Source organism: Streptococcus suis, from assembly GCF_029616525.1.
GTDB classification, from domain to species: domain Bacteria; phylum Bacillota; class Bacilli; order Lactobacillales; family Streptococcaceae; genus Streptococcus; species Streptococcus suis_AF.
Genome location: NZ_JANFME010000004.1, coordinates 55,831 through 78,710 on the forward strand (window position 1 = coordinate 55,831; position 22,880 = coordinate 78,710).

Annotated in this window: 22 protein-coding genes and 1 riboswitch; of the genes, 9 read left to right on the forward strand and 13 right to left on the reverse strand. The window is 40.6% G+C overall.

Going from position 1 to position 22,880, the window contains the following annotated elements:
• Positions 1 to 7: 7 nt before the first annotated feature.
• Positions 8 to 496, reverse strand: a complete 489-nt coding sequence (locus tag NOL38_RS02685; protein WP_024382482.1) for a VanZ family protein — start codon at positions 494 to 496, stop codon at positions 8 to 10.
• A 168-nt stretch (positions 497 to 664) separates the two neighbouring features.
• On the reverse strand, positions 665 to 1,081 hold the full coding sequence (locus NOL38_RS02690; protein ID WP_014637624.1) for a TM2 domain-containing protein: 417 nt from the start codon (positions 1,079 to 1,081) through the stop codon (positions 665 to 667).
• Between the two features lie 133 nt (positions 1,082 to 1,214).
• Between NOL38_RS02690 and NOL38_RS02695 the strand changes: the two genes are divergently transcribed.
• Positions 1,215 to 1,604: a hypothetical protein gene (locus tag NOL38_RS02695; RefSeq protein WP_277941294.1), complete on the forward strand. Its 390-nt coding sequence runs from the start codon at positions 1,215 to 1,217 to the stop codon at positions 1,602 to 1,604.
• 125 nt (positions 1,605 to 1,729) lie between these two features.
• On the opposite strand, the gene NOL38_RS02700 is transcribed toward NOL38_RS02695, so the two are convergent.
• From NOL38_RS02700 to NOL38_RS02710, 3 genes are all read right to left on the reverse strand, one after another.
• Positions 1,730 to 4,435 carry a cation-translocating P-type ATPase gene (locus NOL38_RS02700; protein WP_277941295.1) on the reverse strand — a complete coding sequence of 902 codons (2,706 nt, stop codon included), beginning with the start codon at positions 4,433 to 4,435 and terminating at the stop codon, positions 1,730 to 1,732.
• A 476-nt stretch (positions 4,436 to 4,911) separates the two neighbouring features.
• Positions 4,912 to 5,298, reverse strand: a complete 387-nt coding sequence (locus NOL38_RS02705) for a YwiB family protein (protein ID WP_099811488.1) — start codon at positions 5,296 to 5,298, stop codon at positions 4,912 to 4,914.
• An 11-nt stretch (positions 5,299 to 5,309) separates the two neighbouring features.
• Positions 5,310 to 6,197 (reverse strand): sulfite exporter TauE/SafE family protein, encoded by an 888-nt coding sequence (locus NOL38_RS02710; protein WP_099811490.1) that lies wholly within the window; start codon positions 6,195 to 6,197, stop codon positions 5,310 to 5,312.
• 98 nt (positions 6,198 to 6,295) lie between these two features.
• On the opposite strand from NOL38_RS02710, the gene NOL38_RS02715 reads away from it, so the two are divergent.
• Both NOL38_RS02715 and yidA read left to right on the forward strand, forming a co-directional pair.
• Positions 6,296 to 7,609 (forward strand): HD domain-containing protein, encoded by a 1,314-nt coding sequence (locus tag NOL38_RS02715; protein ID WP_002936179.1) that lies wholly within the window; start codon positions 6,296 to 6,298, stop codon positions 7,607 to 7,609.
• Positions 7,599 to 8,408 (forward strand): sugar-phosphatase, encoded by an 810-nt coding sequence (yidA, locus tag NOL38_RS02720; protein WP_024386320.1) that lies wholly within the window; start codon positions 7,599 to 7,601, stop codon positions 8,406 to 8,408. Before NOL38_RS02715 ends, yidA begins: the two co-directional genes overlap by 11 nt.
• Before the next feature lie 53 nt (positions 8,409 to 8,461).
• Here yidA and tpiA read toward each other — a convergent pair whose 3' ends face one another.
• The 8 genes from tpiA to NOL38_RS02760 all read right to left on the reverse strand — a co-directional run bounded on the left by tpiA (position 8,462) and on the right by NOL38_RS02760 (position 17,444).
• Positions 8,462 to 9,214 (reverse strand): triose-phosphate isomerase, encoded by a 753-nt coding sequence (gene tpiA / locus NOL38_RS02725; RefSeq protein ID WP_277941296.1) that lies wholly within the window; start codon positions 9,212 to 9,214, stop codon positions 8,462 to 8,464.
• Between the two features lie 174 nt (positions 9,215 to 9,388).
• On the reverse strand, positions 9,389 to 10,585 hold the full coding sequence (tuf, locus tag NOL38_RS02730) for an elongation factor Tu (RefSeq protein WP_012775011.1): 1,197 nt from the start codon (positions 10,583 to 10,585) through the stop codon (positions 9,389 to 9,391).
• 355 nt (positions 10,586 to 10,940) lie between these two features.
• Positions 10,941 to 11,912, reverse strand: coding sequence for an anti-sigma factor (locus NOL38_RS02735; RefSeq protein ID WP_277941297.1), 972 nt, complete (start codon positions 11,910 to 11,912; stop codon positions 10,941 to 10,943).
• Complete coding sequence (locus NOL38_RS02740; RefSeq protein WP_277941348.1) at positions 11,893 to 12,396, reverse strand: RNA polymerase sigma factor; 504 nt, start codon at positions 12,394 to 12,396, stop codon at positions 11,893 to 11,895. The genes NOL38_RS02735 and NOL38_RS02740 overlap by 20 nt, the downstream gene beginning before the upstream one ends.
• A 114-nt stretch (positions 12,397 to 12,510) precedes the next feature.
• Entirely contained in the window at positions 12,511 to 15,207 is a 2,697-nt protein-coding gene (gene ppc, locus NOL38_RS02745; RefSeq protein WP_044670274.1) for a phosphoenolpyruvate carboxylase, read from the reverse strand.
• A gap of 20 nt (positions 15,208 to 15,227) precedes the next feature.
• A complete protein-coding gene (gene ftsW, locus NOL38_RS02750) occupies positions 15,228 to 16,442 on the reverse strand; it encodes a cell division peptidoglycan polymerase FtsW (RefSeq protein ID WP_024388351.1) in 1,215 nt (404 codons plus the stop codon).
• A 136-nt stretch (positions 16,443 to 16,578) separates the two neighbouring features.
• Complete coding sequence (locus tag NOL38_RS02755; protein ID WP_277941298.1) at positions 16,579 to 16,944, reverse strand: DUF4430 domain-containing protein; 366 nt, start codon at positions 16,942 to 16,944, stop codon at positions 16,579 to 16,581.
• Positions 16,941 to 17,444, reverse strand: a complete 504-nt coding sequence (locus NOL38_RS02760) for a hypothetical protein (RefSeq protein ID WP_248030569.1) — start codon at positions 17,442 to 17,444, stop codon at positions 16,941 to 16,943. Before NOL38_RS02760 ends, NOL38_RS02755 begins: the two co-directional genes overlap by 4 nt.
• Positions 17,445 to 17,556: 112 nt before the next feature.
• On the opposite strand from NOL38_RS02760, the gene NOL38_RS02765 reads away from it, so the two are divergent.
• From NOL38_RS02765 to lysS, 6 genes are all read left to right on the forward strand, one after another.
• On the forward strand, positions 17,557 to 18,411 hold the full coding sequence (locus NOL38_RS02765) for an HP0459 family pro-inflammatory mediator (protein ID WP_277941299.1): 855 nt from the start codon (positions 17,557 to 17,559) through the stop codon (positions 18,409 to 18,411).
• A 23-nt stretch (positions 18,412 to 18,434) separates the two neighbouring features.
• Positions 18,435 to 18,530: riboswitch (TPP riboswitch) on the forward strand.
• 58 nt (positions 18,531 to 18,588) lie between these two features.
• The gene (gene thiT, locus NOL38_RS02770; RefSeq protein WP_044759541.1) at positions 18,589 to 19,137 is read left to right on the forward strand and encodes an energy-coupled thiamine transporter ThiT; all 549 of its coding nucleotides are present in this window, start codon (positions 18,589 to 18,591) and stop codon (positions 19,135 to 19,137) included.
• A 102-nt stretch (positions 19,138 to 19,239) separates the two neighbouring features.
• Entirely contained in the window at positions 19,240 to 20,082 is an 843-nt protein-coding gene (locus NOL38_RS02775) for a DUF368 domain-containing protein (RefSeq protein WP_277941300.1), read from the forward strand.
• Positions 20,082 to 20,564 carry an aminoacyl-tRNA deacylase gene (locus NOL38_RS02780; RefSeq protein WP_014735572.1) on the forward strand — a complete coding sequence of 161 codons (483 nt, stop codon included), beginning with the start codon at positions 20,082 to 20,084 and terminating at the stop codon, positions 20,562 to 20,564. Before NOL38_RS02775 ends, NOL38_RS02780 begins: the two co-directional genes overlap by 1 nt.
• 2 nt (positions 20,565 to 20,566) lie before the next feature.
• A complete protein-coding gene (locus NOL38_RS02785; RefSeq protein ID WP_277941301.1) occupies positions 20,567 to 21,193 on the forward strand; it encodes a histidine phosphatase family protein in 627 nt (208 codons plus the stop codon).
• A 103-nt stretch (positions 21,194 to 21,296) separates the two neighbouring features.
• Positions 21,297 to 22,787, forward strand: coding sequence for a lysine--tRNA ligase (gene lysS / locus NOL38_RS02790; protein ID WP_277941302.1), 1,491 nt, complete (start codon positions 21,297 to 21,299; stop codon positions 22,785 to 22,787).
• The last annotated feature ends 93 nt before the right edge of the window (positions 22,788 to 22,880 follow it).

The following is a 22,880-nucleotide window of genomic DNA, read 5'->3' on the forward strand; positions in this document are numbered from 1 at the left end:
GCAAGACCTACATAGCTAAATAAGTTATTAATATAACAAAAAACGTTAGTACAAAACAAAAAATATTCATACGAACATAGGCCTTCTCCCGCCAAATACTGGTCAAGACATACATGATATTAATACCGATTGCCCCCCCTAAGCCGTTAGCCAGTATATCAGTTATATCTGCAACCCCAAGTAAAAGAAGATATTGCAGAACCTCAAAGCAGAGACTCACTAACATAATCAAACATAGATTAGCCACCCACGATGCCTTGCGAAATAGCATTTCCATATAAATACCAAAGGGAATAAAACTTACAATATTAAATAGAATTTCTGGAAAATCCAGCACTCCATCATAGACCGCTGTTCCTGCAAACGGAATTAAGTTTATACTAGCATAACCATAGCGTCCATATACGATGCTCAAGTCCATCTTAAAGACAATCATCCAAGTAAGCAAAAGGAGATAGGCAAAAAATAAAAACATACTCATTTTCTTTGTCTGCATAGAAATTCTCCTCTCAACTAGCATATTTTATCATTATATCATAAATGCTGTTCTATAAAATGTCACTTCTGTGACAAAGCTCGTTCCATATTACAAGTACTTTACAGCCTACTAAAAACAGAAAAGGAAGACACTACCAAGCCTCCCCTTATTCCCAAAAATATCTTATTAAAATGTCTGATTGCTATGCTGAAAAGCCTTATATTGATGGATTTGTAGCATCAAACGCTCAAAGTTCGCTTCCTTACATGCTCGCATGATTAAGAAGCAATCAATAAATTTCCACAAATAAAGCCCAAAAAATAACAAGAACCCAATCAAGATAAATAGCGTAACAAAAGATACTGCAAAAGCAATCAGCTTGGCAAATCCCAATTCTTTATTCCCGACATAAAAACGGTCGACACCAAACTCACCGAAGAAAATAGCCAAAATAAGAGCGACAAGAGGTTGACGCATCTCAACCATCATAAGAACGTTTAAAGCCTCATCATCTAAATCTTCTAGTTCTTTTTGCAGAATGAATAACTTATCAGATGGCAAATAACTGCTTTTACTTAAAATATAATTCTGAAGATAATTCATATAAACTCCTACCTCTTCAAAATTATAGCAGTTTCTTATTCTTCAAGCAAGCCTGTAGGGGAAAACAGCGGCAGAAATCGTTTACATTTTTTTCTTTTTTGCTATAATGAAACTAGATTACAAGGAGGTTCATATGAGAGTTATTATTCATTATCCAAAAACTATCAAACAACTATCCTCCCAAAAACTTCCGCTCCTGGTAGATGGAAAAATTGCTGGGACAGTTACTCAAGGTAAAATTCTAAGCTTACCAATTACACAACCATCTGTTACACTAAGCATTCGAGGGGATAAAAAATCGAGCATTCAAGTTAAGGAGGGCGATAGGGTCCAAATAGTGGAGAATAGCAAGTACTTCACTCTCTACTATTTCAGCTTGGCTATCGTACCAATCGCCTTACTATTTAACTTACCAACTCTTGTCAAAACCATCCTCCTCATACTAGCACTAGCCATCACTTTGTCGGGACAAGCAATCTTCCCAAAATACATTATCAGTACAGAAAAAAGCTCAGACCACTAAATCTGAGCTTTTTCAAATGATATAGTCTTCAGTTTGCTTTTAGTACAAGGCAACGAGGCGCAGGCTGTACTGAAGTACGGCAAGGCGAGTTAACGAAGTAATAAAAGATAAGCTGAATAACTATATTAGATAGCTTTTTCATCCAATCCCAACTTACGTTGAACAAATTTAACAATTTCTACAACGACAACCATGAGACCTGAACCGATTACTGTTACCATCCATTGAGTTGGTGTCAAGATAGATACCTTGAAGAAGGTATTGAATCCTGGAATCACAACAGTCGCCATCAAGAGCAAGAAGGCAGCTACGATAGACCAGTTAAAGAGTTTGTTCTTGAATGGACCAACGGTAAAGATAGATTGGTAAACAGATTTAACGTTGAAGGCATGCACCAACTGAATCAATCCAAGAGTAACATATGCCATCGTAAGAGCATCCGCATGAATGGCATGGTTATCTCCAGCATGCTCTGGGTAAAGAAGTGCAAAACCATATACGCCTAAGACAAGTGCTGTTTGAAGGATACCTTGATAGATAATCGAACTCAAGACACCACCTGAGAAGAAGCTTGAGTTACGACCACGAGGTTTGTGCTGCATAACACCTGGTTCAGCAGGTTCAACACCAAGGGCAATCGCTGGAAGTGTATCTGTTACCAAATTGATCCAAAGAAGATGAACTGGCTCCAATACGTCCCAACCAAAGAGAGTAGCAAGGAAGATACACAATACCTCAGCAGTGTTGGCTGACAAGAGATACTGGATGGTTTTTTGGATGTTTGAGAAGACTTTACGTCCTTCTTCAACCGCCACAATGATAGTTGCAAAGTTGTCATCTGCAAGGACCATATCAGAGGCACCTTTCGAAACTTCCGTACCTGTGATACCCATACCGATACCGATGTCGGCTGTCTTAAGTGATGGCGCATCGTTAACACCGTCACCAGTCATGGCAACAACCTTACCATCATTTTGCCAAGCCTTAACGATACGAACCTTATGTTCTGGAGATACACGAGCGTATACAGAATATTGTTTGAAGACTTTCTGGAACTCTTCATCCGTCAATTCGTTGAGCTCTGCACCTGTAAATACATGGTCTTCTGTATCGTTTGGATCGATGATACCAAGACGTTTTGCAATCGCCTCAGCTGTATCTTGGTGGTCACCCGTAATCATGATTGGACGGATACCAGCTTCCTTAGCAACACGAACAGCTTCTGCCGCTTCAGGACGCTCAGGGTCAATCATACCAACCAAACCTGAGAAGACAAGGTCGTTTTCAACAACGTCAGATTCCAATTCAGGAATAGCATCAACATACTTGTAAGCCATCATCAAGACACGAAGTGCTTGCTTAGCCAAGTCCTTGTTAGTGGCAAGAATGGCTTGTTTATCCGCATCGGTAATCGGACGGATTGTACCGTTTTCTTCAATTTGCGTTACACGTTTGAGCAATTGGTCTGGGGCACCTTTAACAGCTACAAAGAAGTTTCCAGCAGCTTGTTGGTGAACAGTTGACATCAATTTACGTGTTGAGTCAAATGGCAATTCAGCCACACGAGGCTCAGATACCAAGACTTCACGAACGTCAAAGTTTTGATCCAAACCAAATTGAACAAGTGCCGTTTCCGTTGGGTCACCGATCAATTTACCAGTTGGGTCAACTTTTGTATCGTTGGCAAAGTTCATAACACGAAGCGTTGTATTGCTTGCATCCAAGGCTTCCTTCGCATCAATCAACTGACCATTTGTATAAACTTTCTCGACAGTCATCTGGTTCATAGTCAAAGTACCAGTCTTATCTGATGCGATAATTTCAGTTGAACCAAGTGTTTCAACGGCTGGCAATTTACGGATGATAGAATTGCGCTTAGCCAATACCTGTGTACCAAGTGAAAGGACAACCGTAACGATTGCAGGCAAACCTTCTGGAATCGCCGCAACCGCAAGGGCAACAGAGGTCATAAGGTTGGCTAATGCCGCTTCTCCGACTGTCAAAGAAGGGTCACGTCGGAACATTCCGACTGCAAAGGTGATTGCTGCAATAATCAAAACTGCATAGGTCAAGACCTTAGACAATTGATTGAGGTTCTGCTTCAAAGGTGTATCGGTCTCATCTGCATTAGCAAGCATACCTGCGATATGACCAACCTCTGTAAACATACCAGTGTTCGTTACCACCCCAAGACCACGACCGTAGGTCACGTTTGAGTTTTGGTAAGCCATGTTAACACGGTCACCAATTGGTGCATCTTCTGCCAATTCCTTGCTCAAGTCCTTATCGACAGGAACAGACTCACCAGTCAGAGCCGCTTCTTCAATTTTCAAAGAGTTAGCTTCCAACAGACGCATATCGGCAGGGACAACATCACCTGCTTCAAGCAAGACGATGTCACCTGGTACCAAGTCTTTAGAATCAACCTCGACTACATGATTGTCACGAAGCGCACGCGCAACTGGGCTTGACATGTTTTTTAGCGCCTCAATGGCTGCCTCAGCTTGACCCTCTTGATAAACACCAAAGGCAGCGTTCAAGATAACCACAGCCAAGATGATAATGGCATCTGTCAAACCGTGTGAACCTTCTGTAATCACCGTCAAGATTGCTGCTGCAATCAAAATAATAATCATCAAGTCTTTGAACTGATCCAAGAATTTAGCTAAGAGTGTGCGTTTTTCACCCTCATCCAATTCGTTACGACCGTAGTCTGCTAGACGTTTGCTTGCTTCATCACTAGACAAACCGTCCAAAGAAGACCCCATGCTTGACAATACTTGCTCTTCGCTCTGTGTATAAAACAAATCGCGTTTTTGTTCTTTTGACAATTTCCTTCTCCTTCTCGGTCTCTTTTTTACCTAACAAATAAAAAAGAGACCTGTTTAATGAGAACCTCTCTTCACAGCTCAGCACTTCTATCTAGGGCTAGTTTTCTGTCACTCATCTTTATACTCTTCGAAAATCAAACTCAGGCGTTGTTGACTTGAATTGATGAACTTTAGTTCAATCTGCATCGGCGTCGCCTAGCCTGACTTTGATTTTCATTGAGTATTAGTTTTTTTTTGAAATACAGTCAGTATTCCTTCAAAAAACTGCCTTGATAGACAAAAAACTATCTCTTATCTAAAAATACCTTACTTGCGAAGACAGGTTCTAAAACAAGTCTCGCTATTTAATATATTGCCGGAAACAAGTCGGATTGACGACAATATCACGGAATTTTCCGCTAGCTACTCCCTCGATTTGTTAACTATTATATCAAAAATCCCGAGAAATTCAAGAATATTTTTCTGGAAATAAGAGATTATTTCCACGAGATTTCCAAATCATAGGAAGCAAAAAGCTGCTGGTTCTCCAATCCCTTTAATTCATATTGCAACTGGACACTTTGATCCGAACGGTTTAATTGGTAACGTTTTGTATCGGTCACAAAATGCTGGATTCCTAACGGTGTAGGAATGGTCACAATAGCTTCTTTACCAGAAATAAATCGCATAATAGACTTCGGAGTGGAAAAGCGTGTCATCACTAACTCTTCTTCGTCACATTTTATGACAACTTTTTCAGCTTCATCGTTACTATAAATGAGATAGATATTCCCATCTTTTTCCTTAACTTCCACTTGAAATTGCTGATCCACTACCTCAATCTGCCCGTCCAGATCAATTTCATTTCGTAAATGAATATTCATAGTTCCTCCTACTATTTTTTAATCCTAGTAACAAAGGATGAGCGAAGCAGAGTAAAGCCTGTATACGCTGCAATGAAGACAACTAAAATTTTCAAACTATTAATATCCAAATTTGATAGGAAGAAAGCGGCTGTCAAAACACCTAGCACCCCACCGACAATGATTCCTGGAACTCCTGGCCAGTTTACTCGTCCTGATTGGATAAACTGCTTGGCACCAGCTGTCATAATCATAGCAGCATTCAACATCATAACTGGAAGAGCAACCGATGGACTAATTCCCATCAATGAGAAGAAAATTAACTCAGGAGCATAGTTACCCAGTCCCATACTCATCAGCATTCCCACCATAAAATCAAAGGCAATACCAACAGCCAGTTTCCAACCAGTTAAGCCCTTTACTTCATTGGTAAGATCTGCGCCAGGGTTAGTAATCATGCGATAGACCATGAAACAGGCTGCAATAATTAGTAAAATCCCAAGAATTCGTTGAACTTTCTTTGTATCCCATTTTTGAGTTACCTTGGCACCAACAAAGGCACCCGTAAATGCCGCTGCTGCCATAGCAATCAGAGTGACCATATCAACCTCAACTATCGTAATAAACAATAGCGCCTCTACTAAGACTGGTATGATGTGCGCCGTTGTCATGGTCGCAGGAATTTTACGATCGTCTTCCACCAACTTTGTCAGTTTAAACATAGTGGTTGTCGTTGCAAAGGTTCCAATCCCCAAGGTGTCTAGCAAATCAGTAACATAACCGATACCAAACCCTGTCCAAAATTTCTCTTTTAGAGAAATATCGTGCTTTTTAGCATAGGATAAAATTGTGTAAAGCATCCAAAGAATAAGGGCTACAATAAAGACCTGAATAGTTAATAAGATAATTTGATTATTCATTTCTCCATTATACCAAAAGATTCCATTGGGTACATAGCAATATCCTTGTGTTTTAGAAAAATCAGGAATTTATCTCCCTTTTTTGTTATAATGAAACTATGATAGAAAAAGTATTTCGCGATCCAGTTCATAACTATGTACATGTTGATCATGAGCTGATTTATAAACTTATCAATACAAAAGAATTTCAGCGACTACGCCGCATCAAGCAACTAGGGACTACCTCCTATACCTTCCATGGTGGTGAGCATAGCCGCTTTTCGCACTGCCTTGGCGCCTACGAAATCGCCAGACGGATTACTCAAAAATTTGAAGACAAGTATCCACAAATCTGGGATACAAATGAGTCCCTACTGACCATGGTTGCTGCGCTACTCCATGATGTCGGACACGGGGCCTATTCTCATACCTTCGAGCGTCTATTTGATACAGACCATGAGGAAATGACCTGTGCTATTATTACTAGTCCAGAAACGGAGATCAATGCTCTGTTGAAACAAGTTTCACCTGAGTTTCCAGACAAGGTTGCTAGTGTTATCAAACACACCTATCCAAATAAACAGGTCGTTCAACTCATTTCGAGCCAGATTGATGTTGACCGGATGGATTATCTATTACGAGATTCCTACTTCACAGGTGCGAACTATGGTGAATTTGACCTAACTAGGATATTACGTGTCATTCGCCCGACAGAAAATGGAATTGCCTTCAAAGAATCTGGTATGCATGCAGTAGAAGACTACGTTCTCAGCCGCTACCAGATGTACATGCAAGTCTATTTTCATCCAGCAAGCCGCTCTATGGAAGTCCTATTGCAGAATTTACTCAATCGTGCCAAACTACTATATACTAGTGAACAGGAGTTTTTTGCACGAACTTCACCTCGGCTATTACCTTTTTTTGAGCATCGTATCCGTCTAACCGACTACCTCAGTCTTGATGATGGAGTTATGAATACTTACTTTCAATCATGGATAGATGGACCAGATCGTATTTTATCTGACTTAGCCCAGCGCTATATCAATAGGAAAGTACTCAAATCCATCACTTTCAAGGCCGAAGAAGAGGAAGCTTTGGACCGCCTGCGTAGCCTAGTCGCAGACGTCGGGTTTGACCCAGAATACTATACTGCTATTCACCACAACTTTGATTTGCCGTATGACATTTACCGACCGAATGCTGAAAAGAAACGGACTCAAATTGAGATTTATCGCAAAGATGAAACCTTGGTAGAACTATCCTCTCTATCACCAATTGTCCATTCCTTATCAGGCACAATCCATGGCGATAGCCGCTTCTATTTCCCAAAAGAAATGTTAGAAGAAACAGGAATTTTCGCACCTCAAATAGCTGATTTTAACAGCCACATACATAACGATCACTTTATAATTGGAGAATCAAATGAGCATTAAACTTGTCGCCATTGATATTGATGGTACACTACTAAATAGTCAACACCAAATTACAGCTGAAGTACACTCAGCAATCCAAGAAGCAAAAAAAGCAGGCGTTAAAATTGTTATTGCTACTGGTCGCCCCATTTCCGGTGTTCAAGCAATTTTAGAAGAACTCAATCTTACAGAAGCAGGTGACTACGTCATCACTTTTAACGGTGGCTTAGTCCAAGATGCAGCAACTGGTGAGGATATTGTCAAAGATACCTTGACTTATGAGGATTATCTCGACATCGAATCTGCTGCCCGTAAACTCATGCTCCCAATGCATGCCAGCACCAAGGAAGGTATCTATACTGCCAACCGTAACATCGGTAAATACACCATTTACGAATCAACACTAGTAAGTGCACCCATTTTCTATCGCACTCCTGAAGAAATGGCTGACAAGGAAATCATCAAAACAATGATGGTTGATGAGCCAGAAATTCTTGATGCTGCTATTCCACTTCTACCGACCAGCTTGACTGAGAAGTACAACGTAGCAAAATCAGCACCATTTTATTTGGAAATCACCCCTAAAACGGTTAACAAGGGACAAGCTATCATTCATCTAGCTGAGAAGCTTGGACTAACAATGGATCAAACCATGGCCATCGGTGACCAAGAAAATGACCGTCCAATGTTGGAAGTTGTTGGTAATCCTGTTGTCATGGAAAACGGAAATCCTGAATTGAAGAAAATCGCCAAATACATTACGAAGTCAAATGATGAGAGCGGTGTAGCCCACGCTCTTAGAGAATGGGTACTGAAATAGCCTCTTAAAATATCAAAAAAAGCATCGAATTCAAAATCCGATGCTTTTTGTTATTAGAAGTTCAACAAAGCCAAGAAGCTTTCTGATTCAAGTGATGCACCACCAACAAGCGCACCGTCAACGTCTGGACATGCCATGTATTCAGCAACGTTTGATGGGTTTACAGAACCACCGTATTGAACGCGAACTTTGTCTGCAACTTCTTGACCGAAATCAGCAGCAACAACGTCACGAACAGCTTTACACATGTTTTGTGCATCATCTTTAGTAGCTGATTTACCAGTACCGATTGCCCAGATTGGCTCATAAGCAATAACAAGTGATGCTACTTGCTCAGCAGTCAAGTCTTTCAAAGCTGCAGAAACTTGAGCACCTACGAATTCTACTGCTTTACCAGCTTCGTAAGTTTCAAGTGACTCACCACAACAGATGATTGGAGTCAAACCGTTACGGAAGATTGCATGAGCTTTTTTATTAATATCTTCATCAGTTTCGTGGAAGTAATCACGACGCTCTGAGTGACCGATAACAACATAGTTAACACCCATTTCAGCCAATACTTTTGGAGATGTTTCACCAGTGAAGGCACCAGCATCTTCAAAGTAGCAGTTTTGAGCAGCAACTTTCAATTCAGAATCTTTAGCGAACCACAACAAAGCATTCAAATCTACAGCTGGAGCTGCGATAGCTGCTTCAATTTTGTCGCCTGCAGGCAATTTTCCTGCAATTGCCTCAACGAAAGCTTGTGCTTCTTGAGGGTTTTTGTTCATTTTCCAGTTACCGGCAATGATTGGTTTACGTGACATTTCACTTACCTCTTCTATATTTATTGTACAAGGTACATTATAGCATAAACTTAGCTAAGATTAAAGAATTTCTGTGCATTTTATGAATACTTACAGAAAAACTCTCTACCCGAAAGTAGAGAGTTACAATTAAGTTGTCTGACTATAATTGTTATTTCTGGGAACTCAATCGAATTAAGCTTCGATTTCTGTAACCATACCTGAACCAACAGTACGTCCACCTTCACGGATAGAGAAAGTAGTACCTTGTTCAACGGCGATTGGGTGGATCAATTCAACGTCGATAGTAACGTTATCACCAGGCATTACCATTTCAGTACCTTCTGGCAATTTGATTGAACCAGTTACGTCAGTTGTACGGAAGTAGAACTGTGGACGGTAGTTGTCGAAGAATGGAGTGTGACGTCCACCTTCTTCTTTAGTAAGGATGTAAACTTCACCTTTGAATTTAGTGTGTGGGTTGATAGAACCTGGTTTAGAAATAACTTGACCACGTTCGATTTCATCACGTTGTACACCACGAAGAAGCACACCAACGTTATCGCCGGCAAGACCTTCGTCAAGTTGTTTACGGAACATTTCAACACCAGTAACAACTGCTTTAGATTTTTCTTCTTGAAGACCAACGATTTCGATTTCGTCGTTGACACGAACAGTACCACGGTCGATACGTCCTGAAGCTACAGTACCACGACCAGTGATTGAGAATACGTCCTCGACTGGAAGCAACAATGGTTTGTCAGTGTCGCGTTCTGGTTCTGGAATGTACTCATCAACAGTGTTCATCAATTCCATAACGATGTCTTCGTACTTAGAGTCACCTTCAAGAGCTTTAAGAGCTGAACCTTGGATAACTGGAAGATCATCACCTGGGAAATCGTATTCTGAAAGAAGGTCACGGATTTCCATTTCAACCAACTCAAGCAATTCTTCATCGTCAACCAAGTCAACTTTGTTCATGAAGACGATAAGGTGTTTAACACCAACCTGACGTGAAAGAAGGATGTGCTCACGAGTTTGTGGCATTGGACCGTCAGTTGAAGCTACTACAAGGATCGCACCGTCCATCTGAGCAGCACCAGTGATCATGTTTTTAACGTAGTCCGCGTGTCCTGGAGCGTCGATGTGAGCATAGTGACGTTTTTCAGTTTCGTACTCAACGTGTGCAGTGTTGATAGTGATACCGCGCTCGCGCTCTTCTGGAGCAGCATCGATAGACGCATAGTCTTTAGGTTGGTTAACTGATGAAGGCAAGCGACGTGCCAATACAGTTGTGATAGCTGCTGTCAAAGTAGTTTTACCGTGGTCAACGTGTCCAATTGTACCAATGTTAACGTGTGGTTTACTACGATCGTATTTTTCTTTTGCCATTTTGGTAAAAGCCTCCAATAAAATATATTTTATAGATAGACAGTAGGCAATACAGTCTAACTTTACCTTACTATTCTATCAAATTGTAGCAGAATTGCAAGCATTTTCTATCGTTTTTTATTTTATCCATTTTCTGCAAGGGCTATTAGCTTCGCTTATAACTTTTTTTATCATCCCATTTTAACCTATTACTCAACTAAAAACACCTCACTGCCATAGGAATATTGATGTTACCATAGCTACAAGGTGCCACAAATACGAGACTACTGCGACAGACCTTTCTCCATTCAGTCATCCTACGACTCCCTGACAAGCCTCTTGCTATAGGTATTGAAAATATATTGACTATTTTCACTTAATGATGCAGTTGATAATAAGGCTGAATAGGAATGGACGCGCCAATACTAGAAGAATAAATCCAGTCCTTGCCTTCCAACTGAGCAAAGTCTTCTGCTTTTCCTGTTAGGATAATGCCTGCGAACTCCAACTGATCAATCTCTTCTTGTTTGGTAAAGTCAGTGCCACCAAACTTATCGACAAAGGCCTGCAAGTCATCCACAGGTATGTCCAGATACTGTGCTCGCTCCTGATCTCCCGATTCTAAGAACTCTTTCATAAAGTCCATACCTGTCATATAGTCTCCAGGCATATCCGAAAAGACTAGTTGAATATCCTCTGGATCTAACCCCAAAAGCTGCTCTGGACGATAGTAATGGGTACTTTGCTTCCCTTCTGTCCCTATCCAATACCAATTTTGCTTGAGATTGCTGGGAATCATTTGCTTGATTTCTGCCAAACTGTACTTCTTATCAAAGGAAATAGCCACTTCTACTAGCTGCCCACTCATGTCTTTAAGATAATGCAATTCATTGGCAATGTCTTGAACACTCCAAACAGACTTTTTTCTATTGTAAAAAACAGGTACCTTGGTATTGGTTGTGAAATCATATAGATATTTGAAGGTATTGCCGGGTATATGCTGGGCAAAGTCATAATGACTATCAAACAGGTCATAGTAAATTTCGTGCTGACCAAAAGCCATAGGAACACCGTCTAAATCCTTGTGCAAATCGAAGTAGAGCTTCCCAGAGACATAACTTGTACTTTGGATTTTAATGCCATCATGATTTATATTTGGATAGGCGATTTCCATTAGCATCGTTTGTTCCCACACCTCACGACCTTCTCGTGCACCGACGATGATTTTTACTGTTTGAACGCCAATAAGCATTAAGATGAAGCCGATGAGCGATGATAGCCCTATTGTCTTCCATAAATTCTTCCGCTTACTCTTTTTTGTCACTTCTTCAAAAGTCCTCATAATCATATCCTCTCTCTTCTAGTATTTTCCTTAACTGCGTGCGTCCTCGGTAAAGGCTGATTTTCACCCAACTTTGACCAGCACCTAAAATATGCGCAATCTCTTTGATACTCATATCTTGGAAGTAGTATAAGTCAATCACTTGCTGGTATTTTTCTGGCAGGTCTGCAACTGCTTGATAGAGTTCCTCATAACCTTCTTGGTCATAGACCAAAAAATTTTCAGGTGTAAAAAACTCCTTTTGTAAAATTTCATGGTAGCGCTTGTCTCGCCTGTATTTGTCAATGTAAGCCCGAACTGCAGAACGGTAAAGCCAGGCTCTTAGTTTTTCGAAAGGAAGGACAATATCAGATTCAAGCAATTTGACTAGAACATCTTGGGCAATATCCTGACTGTCAGCTGGGCCGGCTCCTGATTTTTGCAAATAGTAGGAAATCTCCTCTGCAATACCAATAATTTCTTTTTCATATTGATCTAGTTTGATACTTATCCCCTCCTTTCACTGATAAAACGAATAAGGGGTGATTTGGTTACACTTTCTTATGATTATTATATATTTTTATCAGCAAAAAAAACAACCTCCGAAGAAGTTGTTTTATGCCTATTAACCTGAGTTGCGCAAACCTGTCGCCACACCATTGATGGTAATATGAATGAGATTCTCTTGTTCTTTGCTCAATTCTCCACGACGAAGACGATGAATTAATTCAATTTGAATATAGTTGAGCACATTGAAATAAGGCATGCGATAATCAAGACTAGCTTTTAGAAACGGTAGTTCTGCTAAAAGCTCATCATTTTGCTCGATTGACAAAATAATTTCTTTGGTCAACTGCCATTCATCTAAAATGACATGGAAGATATTTCGTACCTCTTCGCTTTCACACATTTTAGCATATTCAAATGCGATATTCATATTGGATTTAGACAATACCATATCCACGTTTGATAGAAGTGAACGGAAGAATGGCCAAGATTCGTACATTTTTTGTAACTTAGACAAATTATCAGGGTGCTTATCAATAAAGCGTTTGAAACTTGAACCAACTCCATACCACCCTGGCAACATAACACGGTTTTGTGACCAGGAGAATACCCATGGAATCGCACGCAAACCACCGATTTCTGTGATGGTTTTTCGAGCCGCTGGACGTGAGCCAATGTTCAAGCTTGATACTTCACGAATTGGACTAGCGGCAAAGAAATAATCATAAAAATGTGGATTGTTGAATACAAGATCTCTATAAATACGATAGCTATCTGATACAATTTCATCCATGGTTTCGCGATAGCCATCGATTTCATTTGGATCGGTAATCATTTGTGTGACCATACGGTCAAGCGTTGCAGATACCAGCATTTCTAAATTATAGTAGGCTGCATCTTTGTTACCGTATTTATTGCCTATCACTTCGCCTTGTTCTGTCAAACGAAGCCGGTCCTTAATAGAACCAAATGGCTGAGATGTAATCGCATCATAGGAAGGACCTCCACCACGACCAACAGTACCTCCGCGACCGTGGAAGAAGGTGATGTTTACTCCGTAGTCTTGACCAATTTGCGTCAATTCATTCTGTGCTTTGTAGAGTGTCCAGCCGGAGGATAGGTAGCCACCATCCTTGTTGGAATCTGAGTAGCCAAGCATGATTTCTTGGTAGTATTTATTGCCTGCAATCCAACGTTTCGCTAAATCTAATTGCAGATATTGACGCATGGTATCAGGTGCATTATCTAAGTCCTCGATTGTCTCAAAAAGTGGAACAATCTGAACACGGGCCTTATCGACATCTACTAGACCAACTTCTTTTAATAGGACAGCTAATTCCAGCAAATCAGAAACACTCTCCGAGTGTGAAATAATATGTTGCTTGATGATTTCCTCACCTAGCTTATCTTTCAATTCACGCGCAGCAGCAAAGATGGCCAGTTCTTTTTCTAATTGTTCTGACTTTGGCATGTGCGTTGCAGAAAGAATGCGTGGATCAGTTTCCAACTGCTTCAAAAGAACATGGCATTTAGCTTCCTCAGATAAACTAGAGTAGTCTTCTACGATACGGGCAGAAGCCAATAGCTCCGCAACACTTGCTTCATGAATAGAAGAGTCTTGGCGCATATCGATACTAGCTAGGTAGAAACCAAACGCTTCAACCGCTTCAAGTAATTCTGTAAAATCACCTTTCAATAGCGCCATAGATTTATTTTCAATCAAAGATTGTTTGATGGCTAATAAATCAGCTTTAAACTCGGCTACATTACTATAGCGAACATCTGACGGCTTATTGTGAACTAGATAATCTCTTGTATTTGCAAGTTTCATCTGAATATAGTGAAAAGCACGACGATAAGGCTCATTTTCACGGTAGACAGAACTATCTTCAGATAAATCCGCCAGCATCTTAACCGCTGTAGATACATTTACAATGGAAGTTGAGAGCGAAAAATTCCGATAGAGTTTATAGAGTTGCTCATCGTAATAATTCATAATGACTTCACACTGAGTCAAGGCTGACAGCTTCAAGGTCTCTGCAGTAACAAATGGATTTCCATCACGGTCTCCCCCAATCCACATACCCATTGTAATTGGACGAGGATTATTTAAGACGATTCCTTTCTCAGCGGCCAAACGTTTGTATTCCCGCTGCAACTTAGTGACAGCCTTAATAAAGGAAGAATTGTAATACTCCATAACGTTTGTGATTTCGTTGGTTACCTTCAACTTCTTCTCACGAATCATATCCGTCTGCATGATAATTTCAATGTAACAACGGAGCTCATCTTCCCATTTGTTTTTATTGAGCAATCCCAATTTTACATCACGATAACGACGAAGCAACTCATGAATATGCTTGGTTAAATCCAGCATAGACTGGCGTTGAACCTGAGTAGGATGGGCTGTCAAGACTGGAACAACATTCAACTTTTCAAGGATTTCAGCTGCATTTTCTTGTTTGGAAACCATATCAATTGTTGTTGAAATCTTACCAAGATAATCTTGATCAATATTGTTTTGATGGTTGATTTCATAGGCCAAATCAACATCTTCTGATATATTAATCAAAAGTGGCAAAACAGCAAAGTATCGAGAAATAACTGCTAGTTCATCATTATTCAACTGACTGATAATAGCAATCAATGCCTGATAATCATCCTGACGAGACAATTGAGATAATTCTACAATTTTAGCAAAAGTCTCTGCAGGCATCATTTGGGCTGCTACTTCTTCCAAAATAGATGTTAGAATCGTTACTTCTTCACGGATTGCTTCCTTGTTGTTATAGTTTTCTAATTTTTGAATAGCCATCTCCTACCTCTTTCCTATCTCTAAATTAGCGTACGCTCTATTTCTTCTTCAATTAATCGACGTTTTTCACTAGCATCAATATTCAGAACAAACCCTATCCCGATGGAAATAATCAAAAGACTCGATCCACCCTGTGACAAGAAGGGGAAAGTTACCCCCGTTGCAGGAATAATTCCAGAAATTCCTCCGATATTGACAAATGTTTGAATCAAAAGCATACCTGCCATTCCAAGCGCTATCATCGCATTAAATGGACTGCGAGCACGGACGCCTACAATAATAATTCGAATAATCAAAAAGAACAATAAGGCTAGAATTAAACTAGCTCCGACAAAACCGAGCTCTTCAATGACAATCGAAAACGCAAAGTCGGTGTGGGCCTCTGGTAGATACCCCTTTTTCTCAATCGAATTTCCCAAGCCACGTCCAAGCCATCCACCGTTACTCATCGCATAGTAAGAATGAGTCAATTGAAGACCTGAGTTGGTGGCATTACCAAATGGATCAAAATAGGCAGCAAAACGACGAGCAATATAACCAAAGAGCGGAATTTTTTCCACCGTTTCTACACCCAAAATACGAATCGTCCCTAGAATAACTGTTGAGGCGGCTACAATTCCCAAAACCGCTGTTGAAAACCAGCGATAAGCAATCCCACTCACACTAATCATCACGACCATAATCAGCACAATAATCGTCGCATTCCCCAAGTCTGGCAGTGTTGCAACTAGACCAAGGAGGAGCAGACTGACCACCCGCCAATCTGTAAACTCTTTCGGAATCCAACTTCCTTTAATCAACGATACATAGTCATAAGTCCGAATATCCGCCTGTTGTTTTGCAAACTCATGTGCCAGATACCAAATGATAATTAATTTCAAATATTCTGCCGGTTGCAAGGTTCCTGCGATTGGCAGAGGAATCCAGCCATGAGCCCCGTTAATCGGAGGAAACAACCGAGAAATAGCTAACAGAAATACTTCTACCAAAATAACCGAATAGATAACGGCTTTCTTGCGTAAAAAACTTAATTTCATACGATAAATCGTATAGATTGCTACCAAGCTGACAATCCAGAATCCTGCCTGGTTAATCACTGTTCTAAATGGATTTCCACCATTAATAATTTGCGTAGCACTGGTTGTCGAATAGACCATTACCAACCCAATCACCGATAAGATGAGATAGGGAATCAGTATGGAATAATTCAACAACTGGCGTTTGTCAATCTTCATTGCTTATCCAACCTTCTTCGAGTATAGCTCTTATTATAGCATACTTTGTATAAAAATACTTATCACTTTCTAAGTTGCTCTGCAAACATTCGGAACTAACTTTTGTCAACAAGAAAAAGGCCGAAGCCTTTCATATCTATTCAAATGTTTCAAGATAAAATTCAATTTCATCCCCATTCGCAACTGTAAGGTCTTTCGCCCCTTTATCAGCCATTTGGCCATTAACTTTATACATCCAGTATGTATTGGCGCTCGCATCTTGGCTAACACCATCAATTTCTGTTATCAAACCATTGTCTTCTACAATGTCATGATGTTCTTTAAGTACATCCATGACACTATCACCTTCTTCCGCAGTGACTTCCTGACGATTCGCTTTGTCCTTGGTTGTAATCTGCAAAGTGACTTCGATAGCCGAGTCACTCTGTTTCTCAGTAGTGTTTGTACAAGCAGCCAAGAAGAGCGAGAAGACAACCATCAACATAATACTAATTTTTTTCATTTATAAAATCTCCTAAAAATATAATCAATAATTGGATAAAACAAAACTGTTGAAGCAGCGTGTAAACTATCAAAGACTAGACCATTAAGCCAGAAGACGATAGGGGAAGTCCCAAACTGTGTAGCAGATAAAAAACTTATCGTTAGCCCATATAAAAAGACAAGAATCCCCGCCAGAAGACTCTGTAGCCACAAGGGAATGTTCTCTTTTTTGATAAAAGGACCGATTGCCAACCACCATATAAATTGGATAAAAGCAAAACTAAGAACTTGCCACAAAACAACTGTGCCAAATCCAAATAGCAAGCCACTCCCTACCATTACTAGTACCATCAATATCCAGCTCTCCAGCAAACTGAAATAGGACAGAACAACGAGGAAAATAGCCGTGAGAGGCTTTATATTGGGCAACGGTCCAAAAACCACCCTTAAAACAATCGTCAAAGAGGACAGAACAACTAGCTGACTAACACGTCTTACTTTTTCACTTTTGTCATGCATACCAATTTAGCCTACCCTATTCCCTTTATTATGTCAAGTTCAGATAATCTTTTACTATTTCTTGAATCGTATTTTTTTGATTTTTTCATGATTTTACGGTAGAATTGAGGAGATGAGAAAGAAACTAAATCCGATGATTGTTGTTGGTTTTTTCCTATCCTTCTTTGCTCTTATTTTCATCACTGGGGTGACTGGAAATACTGTAAATAAGACGGAGGTAACTAACGAAACCGCAGTCACACAATCAAACACCAGTACAAGTTCTAAAACAACAAATTCTAGCTCAAGTTATTACATTGCAAATGCGCTCGAAATGAAACCTATCATCGACGTTTCTGCTTGGCAGAGGCCGTCTGAAATTGACTATGATACCCTTAGCAAAAACATTTCTGGCGCAATCGTTCGTATTCAAAGTGGATCACACACTAAAAACGAAAATACTTCGACTGATAAAAATGGGCTAGATAAATCCTTTGATACTCATATTAAAGAATTCCAAGCAAGAAATATACCTGTTGCTGTCTATGCCTATGTCACGGGAAATAGTATCGAGAACATGCGAGAGGAAGCTCGAAGCTTTTACAAGGCCGCAAATAAATACAAGCCAACCTTCTATTGGTTAGACGTTGAAGAATATACCATGGATGATATGAATGCTGGAGTGGAGGCTTTTCGAAAAGAGTTAGAAACTCTCGGTGCTAAAAACATTGGAATTTACGTTGGAACCTATTTCATGGAAGACCACAGCATCAATGTGGATAAATTTGACGCCATTTGGATTCCTACATACGGTGATGATTCTGGCTACTACAATGCCGCTCCAAATACTGACTTGGACTACGATCTTCACCAATATACCTCACGTGGTTATGTAAACGGCTTTGAGCACCACCTAGACCTCAACATTATTACTACCCTGAAGGATCCTAATGAAGTTTATCAGAAACTATTTACAACACCCGAATAAAATGATACATTTTCACTAATTACATATACACAAAGGAGTGCTTCGGCTGAGATCGCAACTGCGAAATCCTCGAACCTGATCTAGTTAACACTAGCGTAGGAATTGTGTGCTTTATAGAATGATACTATACTCTGCTATAAACACTCCTTTGTTGACCATCTACAAAGGAGTCTTTTTATGTCCAAATCCAAATTGTCTATTCTAGCTGAAGTTGCTATCTTTTCTGCAATTGCCCTCGTTTTTGACAAAATCCCGCTCTTTACAATGCCCCAAGGTGGATCTGTGTCTTTAGTCATGCTTCCAATCTTACTGCTTGCTCTACGCCACGGACTAGGGGTGGGGGTTCTTACTGGTGGTATTGTCGGAACCATTCAACTTTTCTACGGTGGCTACTTCCTAAACGTTTTTCAAGTTTTTCTTGACTACGCATTTTCTTACGCCGGAATTGGTTTAGCAGGTTTAGTGGCACCCACCCTATCCAAACAAAAAAATCTAAAAAATGCTACTCTCACCATTACTCTGGCTAGTTTTCTAGGAGGAAGCATCCGATTGTTAGCCACCTTCTTATCAGGAATTATTTTCTACGCAGACTACGCTCCAGATGGTATGCCTGTTTGGTTCTATTCCTTTACCTACAATATCAGCTATATTCTTCCTTCCACTGCAATTGCCTCTATTCTACTCATTTTACTCTATAAAGCAAGACCAGGTTTTTACAATCTTTAACCAAAACTGCCTGCTGGATTTTATCTAACAGGCAGTCTTTTTAATTATTTTTACTTGCTTTATGCTATAATAGGAACGTTATAATACATTTTGGAGGAAATTATGGCTTCTTGGATTTCAAGAATTATTAAAGGTATGATTATCGCACTCGGCTTTATCTTACCTGGTGTCTCTGGGGGGGTACTCGCTGCTATCCTCGGAATCTATGAGCGACTAATTGGATTTTTAGCAAATATTCGAAAAGATTTCAAGGAAAACTTTCTTTATTTTGTTCCTGTAGGAATTGGTGGAATTTTGGGAATCGCACTTTTCTCTTTCCCTGTAGAATTTTTATTGCAACATTTCCAAGTCCCAGTTTTGTGGGCATTTGCGGGAGCAATCGTGGGAACTATTCCTAGCCTACTTAAAGAATCAACTCAAAAGAGCAAACGAGATAGCATTGATTTGGCTTGGTTGATTGGGACATTCATTATTTCTGGCCTCCTACTTTACAATTTGAGCGATCTTGTCGGGACACTTCCAGCTACTTTTGCTAGTTTTGTATTGGCAGGTGCCTTGATTGCTTTAGGGGTACTTGTTCCTGGACTCAGCCCTTCAAACTTACTATTGATTTTGGGTATCTACACACCCATGCTCAATGGTTTCAAATCACTTGATCTATTCGGTACCTTCCTACCAATCGCAATCGGTGGCGTTCTTGCAATGGTGGCTTTTTCAAAAGCAATGGACCACGCTCTGAAAGTCTACCATTCACGTGTTTATCACTTTATTATTGGTATCGTCTCATCTTCTACTCTCCTAATTTTGATTCCACAAGCAAGTAATAGAGAGTCAATTTCCTATGCTGGAGCTGACTTTGTTACATGGATTGCTGCTATTGTCCTATTTATACTAGGAGCATGGTTAGGGCTTTGGATGAGTAAACTTGAGGAAAAATATAAATAATGGCAAAAAAGGTTAAAATAAAGAAAACCTTGGTGGACCAAATATTGGACAAGGCTAAGATCAATCATGATAGCCTTGTTTTAAATGCCTTCGAAGGTCAACTTCCACCAGGAATTGAAGAACACGAAATTTACAAAACACTGGCATTAACTGGAGATAAAACTGGACCAATTATCGGCATTGTCCCAATCACAGAACACCTGTCTGAGAAAAAATTAGCCAAGATCTCTGGCAATAAAAAAGTGAGTATGATTCCGCAAAAGGACTTGGAAAAGACAACTGGCTACGTCCACGGTGCCAACAATCCCGTGGGCATTCGTCAGAAGCATAATTTCCCAATCTACATTGATCAATCTGCCCTTGAACTCGGTCACTTGATTGTCTCTGCTGGAGAAATTGGTCGGTCGATTCGAATTGACAGTCAGGTATTAGCTGATTTTGTAAAAGCTGACTTTGCCGATCTGATTGAGGGGAGGGACTAGACTTGAAAATCTACTTTGTCCGTCACGGTAAGACCGAATGGAATTTGGAGGGACGCTTTCAAGGCTATTCTGGTGATTCAGCTCTTTTGCCTGAATCTTATCAGGATTTAGAAAAACTAGGCAAATACCTTGCTGAAATCCCCTTTGATGCTATTTATTCTAGTGATTTGCAGCGCGCACATAGCACTGCCGTAGAAATTGCCAAAGCCAATCACCGTTGCAAAACCGTTCTAACCACGCAACAATTACGTGAATGGAATTTTGGAACGCTAGAAGGAAGCAAGATGGCAATTTTTCGTGCCATCTACCCCAAACAAGCTTGGGCACTCAAACATAATCTAGCACTTTTTAACAATGACTTATTTGAAGCTGAGAGCGTTCGCCAGGTAACTCAACGAATGGTGGACTTTGTCCAATCGCTGAAAGGGCAAGACATGGAAACAGCCCTCATCGTCAGCCATGGTGCCTTTCTAACCGCTTCTATCCATCGCCTGCTTGGTTTTCCACCAGCCCAACTGCGTTACCGAGGTGGTTTGGATAATGCATCAGTTACTATTTTAGAAACAAGCGATTTCGAAAACTTTACAGAATTAGCTTGGAATGATACCAGCTATAAAGCAAAACAGTAGAATTTTCTGCTGTTTTTTTCCTATCCTATTAGCAATTTATACTGATTTTTTCTCTCTTCTATGATAAAATAGAAATAACAGACTTTGGAGGAATAAAATTTTTATGTCAACTGAACATTTTGAAGAATTAAATGACCAACAGATTGTCCGTCGTGAGAAAATGACGGCTCTTGCCGAACAGGGCATTGACCCATTTGGAAAACGTTTTGAGCGTTCTGCCAACTCAGCTGAATTGAAGGCCCTGTACGAAGACAAATCAAAAGAAGACTTAGAAGAATTAGGGCAAACGGCAATCATTGCAGGTCGTATTATGACCAAGCGTGGTAAGGGTAAGGCAGGTTTTGCTCACATTCAAGACCGCGAAGGCCAGATTCAAATCTACGTTCGTAAGGATGATGTTGGCGAAGAAAACTATGAAATCTTCAAAAAAGCAGACCTTGGTGACTTTATTGGTGTCGAGGGAGATGTTTTCAAGACAAACGTTGGTGAGCTGTCTATCCATGCTCGCAAGTTGACTCACTTGTCTAAAGCCCTTCGCCCATTGCCAGAAAAATTCCACGGTTTGACAGACATCGAGATCCGCTACCGCAAACGTTATTTGGACTTGATTACTAACCGTGAGAGCTTTGATCGCTTTGTGACCCGCTCAAAAATTATCTCAGAAATCCGCCGTTACCTTGACGGACTTGGTTTCTTGGAAGTGGAAACACCTGTCCTTCACAATGAAGCTGGTGGTGCTGCAGCTCGTCCATTCATCACCCACCACAATGCCCAAAACATTGACATGGTCCTTCGTATCGCGACAGAACTCCACCTCAAACGCCTCATTGTCGGCGGTATGGAACGCGTTTATGAAATCGGCCGTATCTTCCGTAACGAAGGTATGGATGCGACCCACAACCCTGAGTTCACTTCCATTGAGGTTTACCAAGCTTATGCAGACTACCAAGACATCATGGACTTGACCGAAGGTATTATCCAGCACACTGCCAAGGCTGTTGTCGGCGATGGTCCTGTGACTTATCAGGGCACTGAAATTGCTATCCATGAGCCATTCAAGCGTATCCACATGGTTGACGCTATTAAGGAACAAACTGGCGTGGACTTCTGGCAAGAGATGAGCTTCGAAGAAGCAAAAGCCCTTGCAGCTGAGCACAAGGTCCCTGTGGAAAAACACCATACAGAAGTTGGTCAAATCATCAACAGCTTCTTTGAAGAATACGTTGAAGCAACTCTTATCCAACCAACCTTTGTCTATGGTCACCCAGTAGCCGTATCTCCACTGGCTAAGAAAAACGATGAAGACCCACGCTTCACAGACCGCTTTGAGCTCTTCATCATGACCAAGGAATACGGAAACGCCTTTACAGAATTGAACGACCCAATCGACCAATTGGAACGCTTCGAAGCCCAAGCCAAGGCAAAAGAACTCGGTGACGACGAAGCGACAGGCGTTGACTACGACTACATCGAAGCCCTCGAATACGGTATGCCACCAACAGGTGGACTTGGAATCGGTATCGACCGCCTCTGCATGCTCTTAACAGACACAACAACTATTCGGGATGTACTATTGTTCCCTACTATGAAGTAAGCAACAGTAACCTTCTAGTATTGTTGCCACTAGGAAATACCAATCGCTTTCATGTTTCTTGGCGATTGGCTGACAAGGTCTGCTAGACCTTGT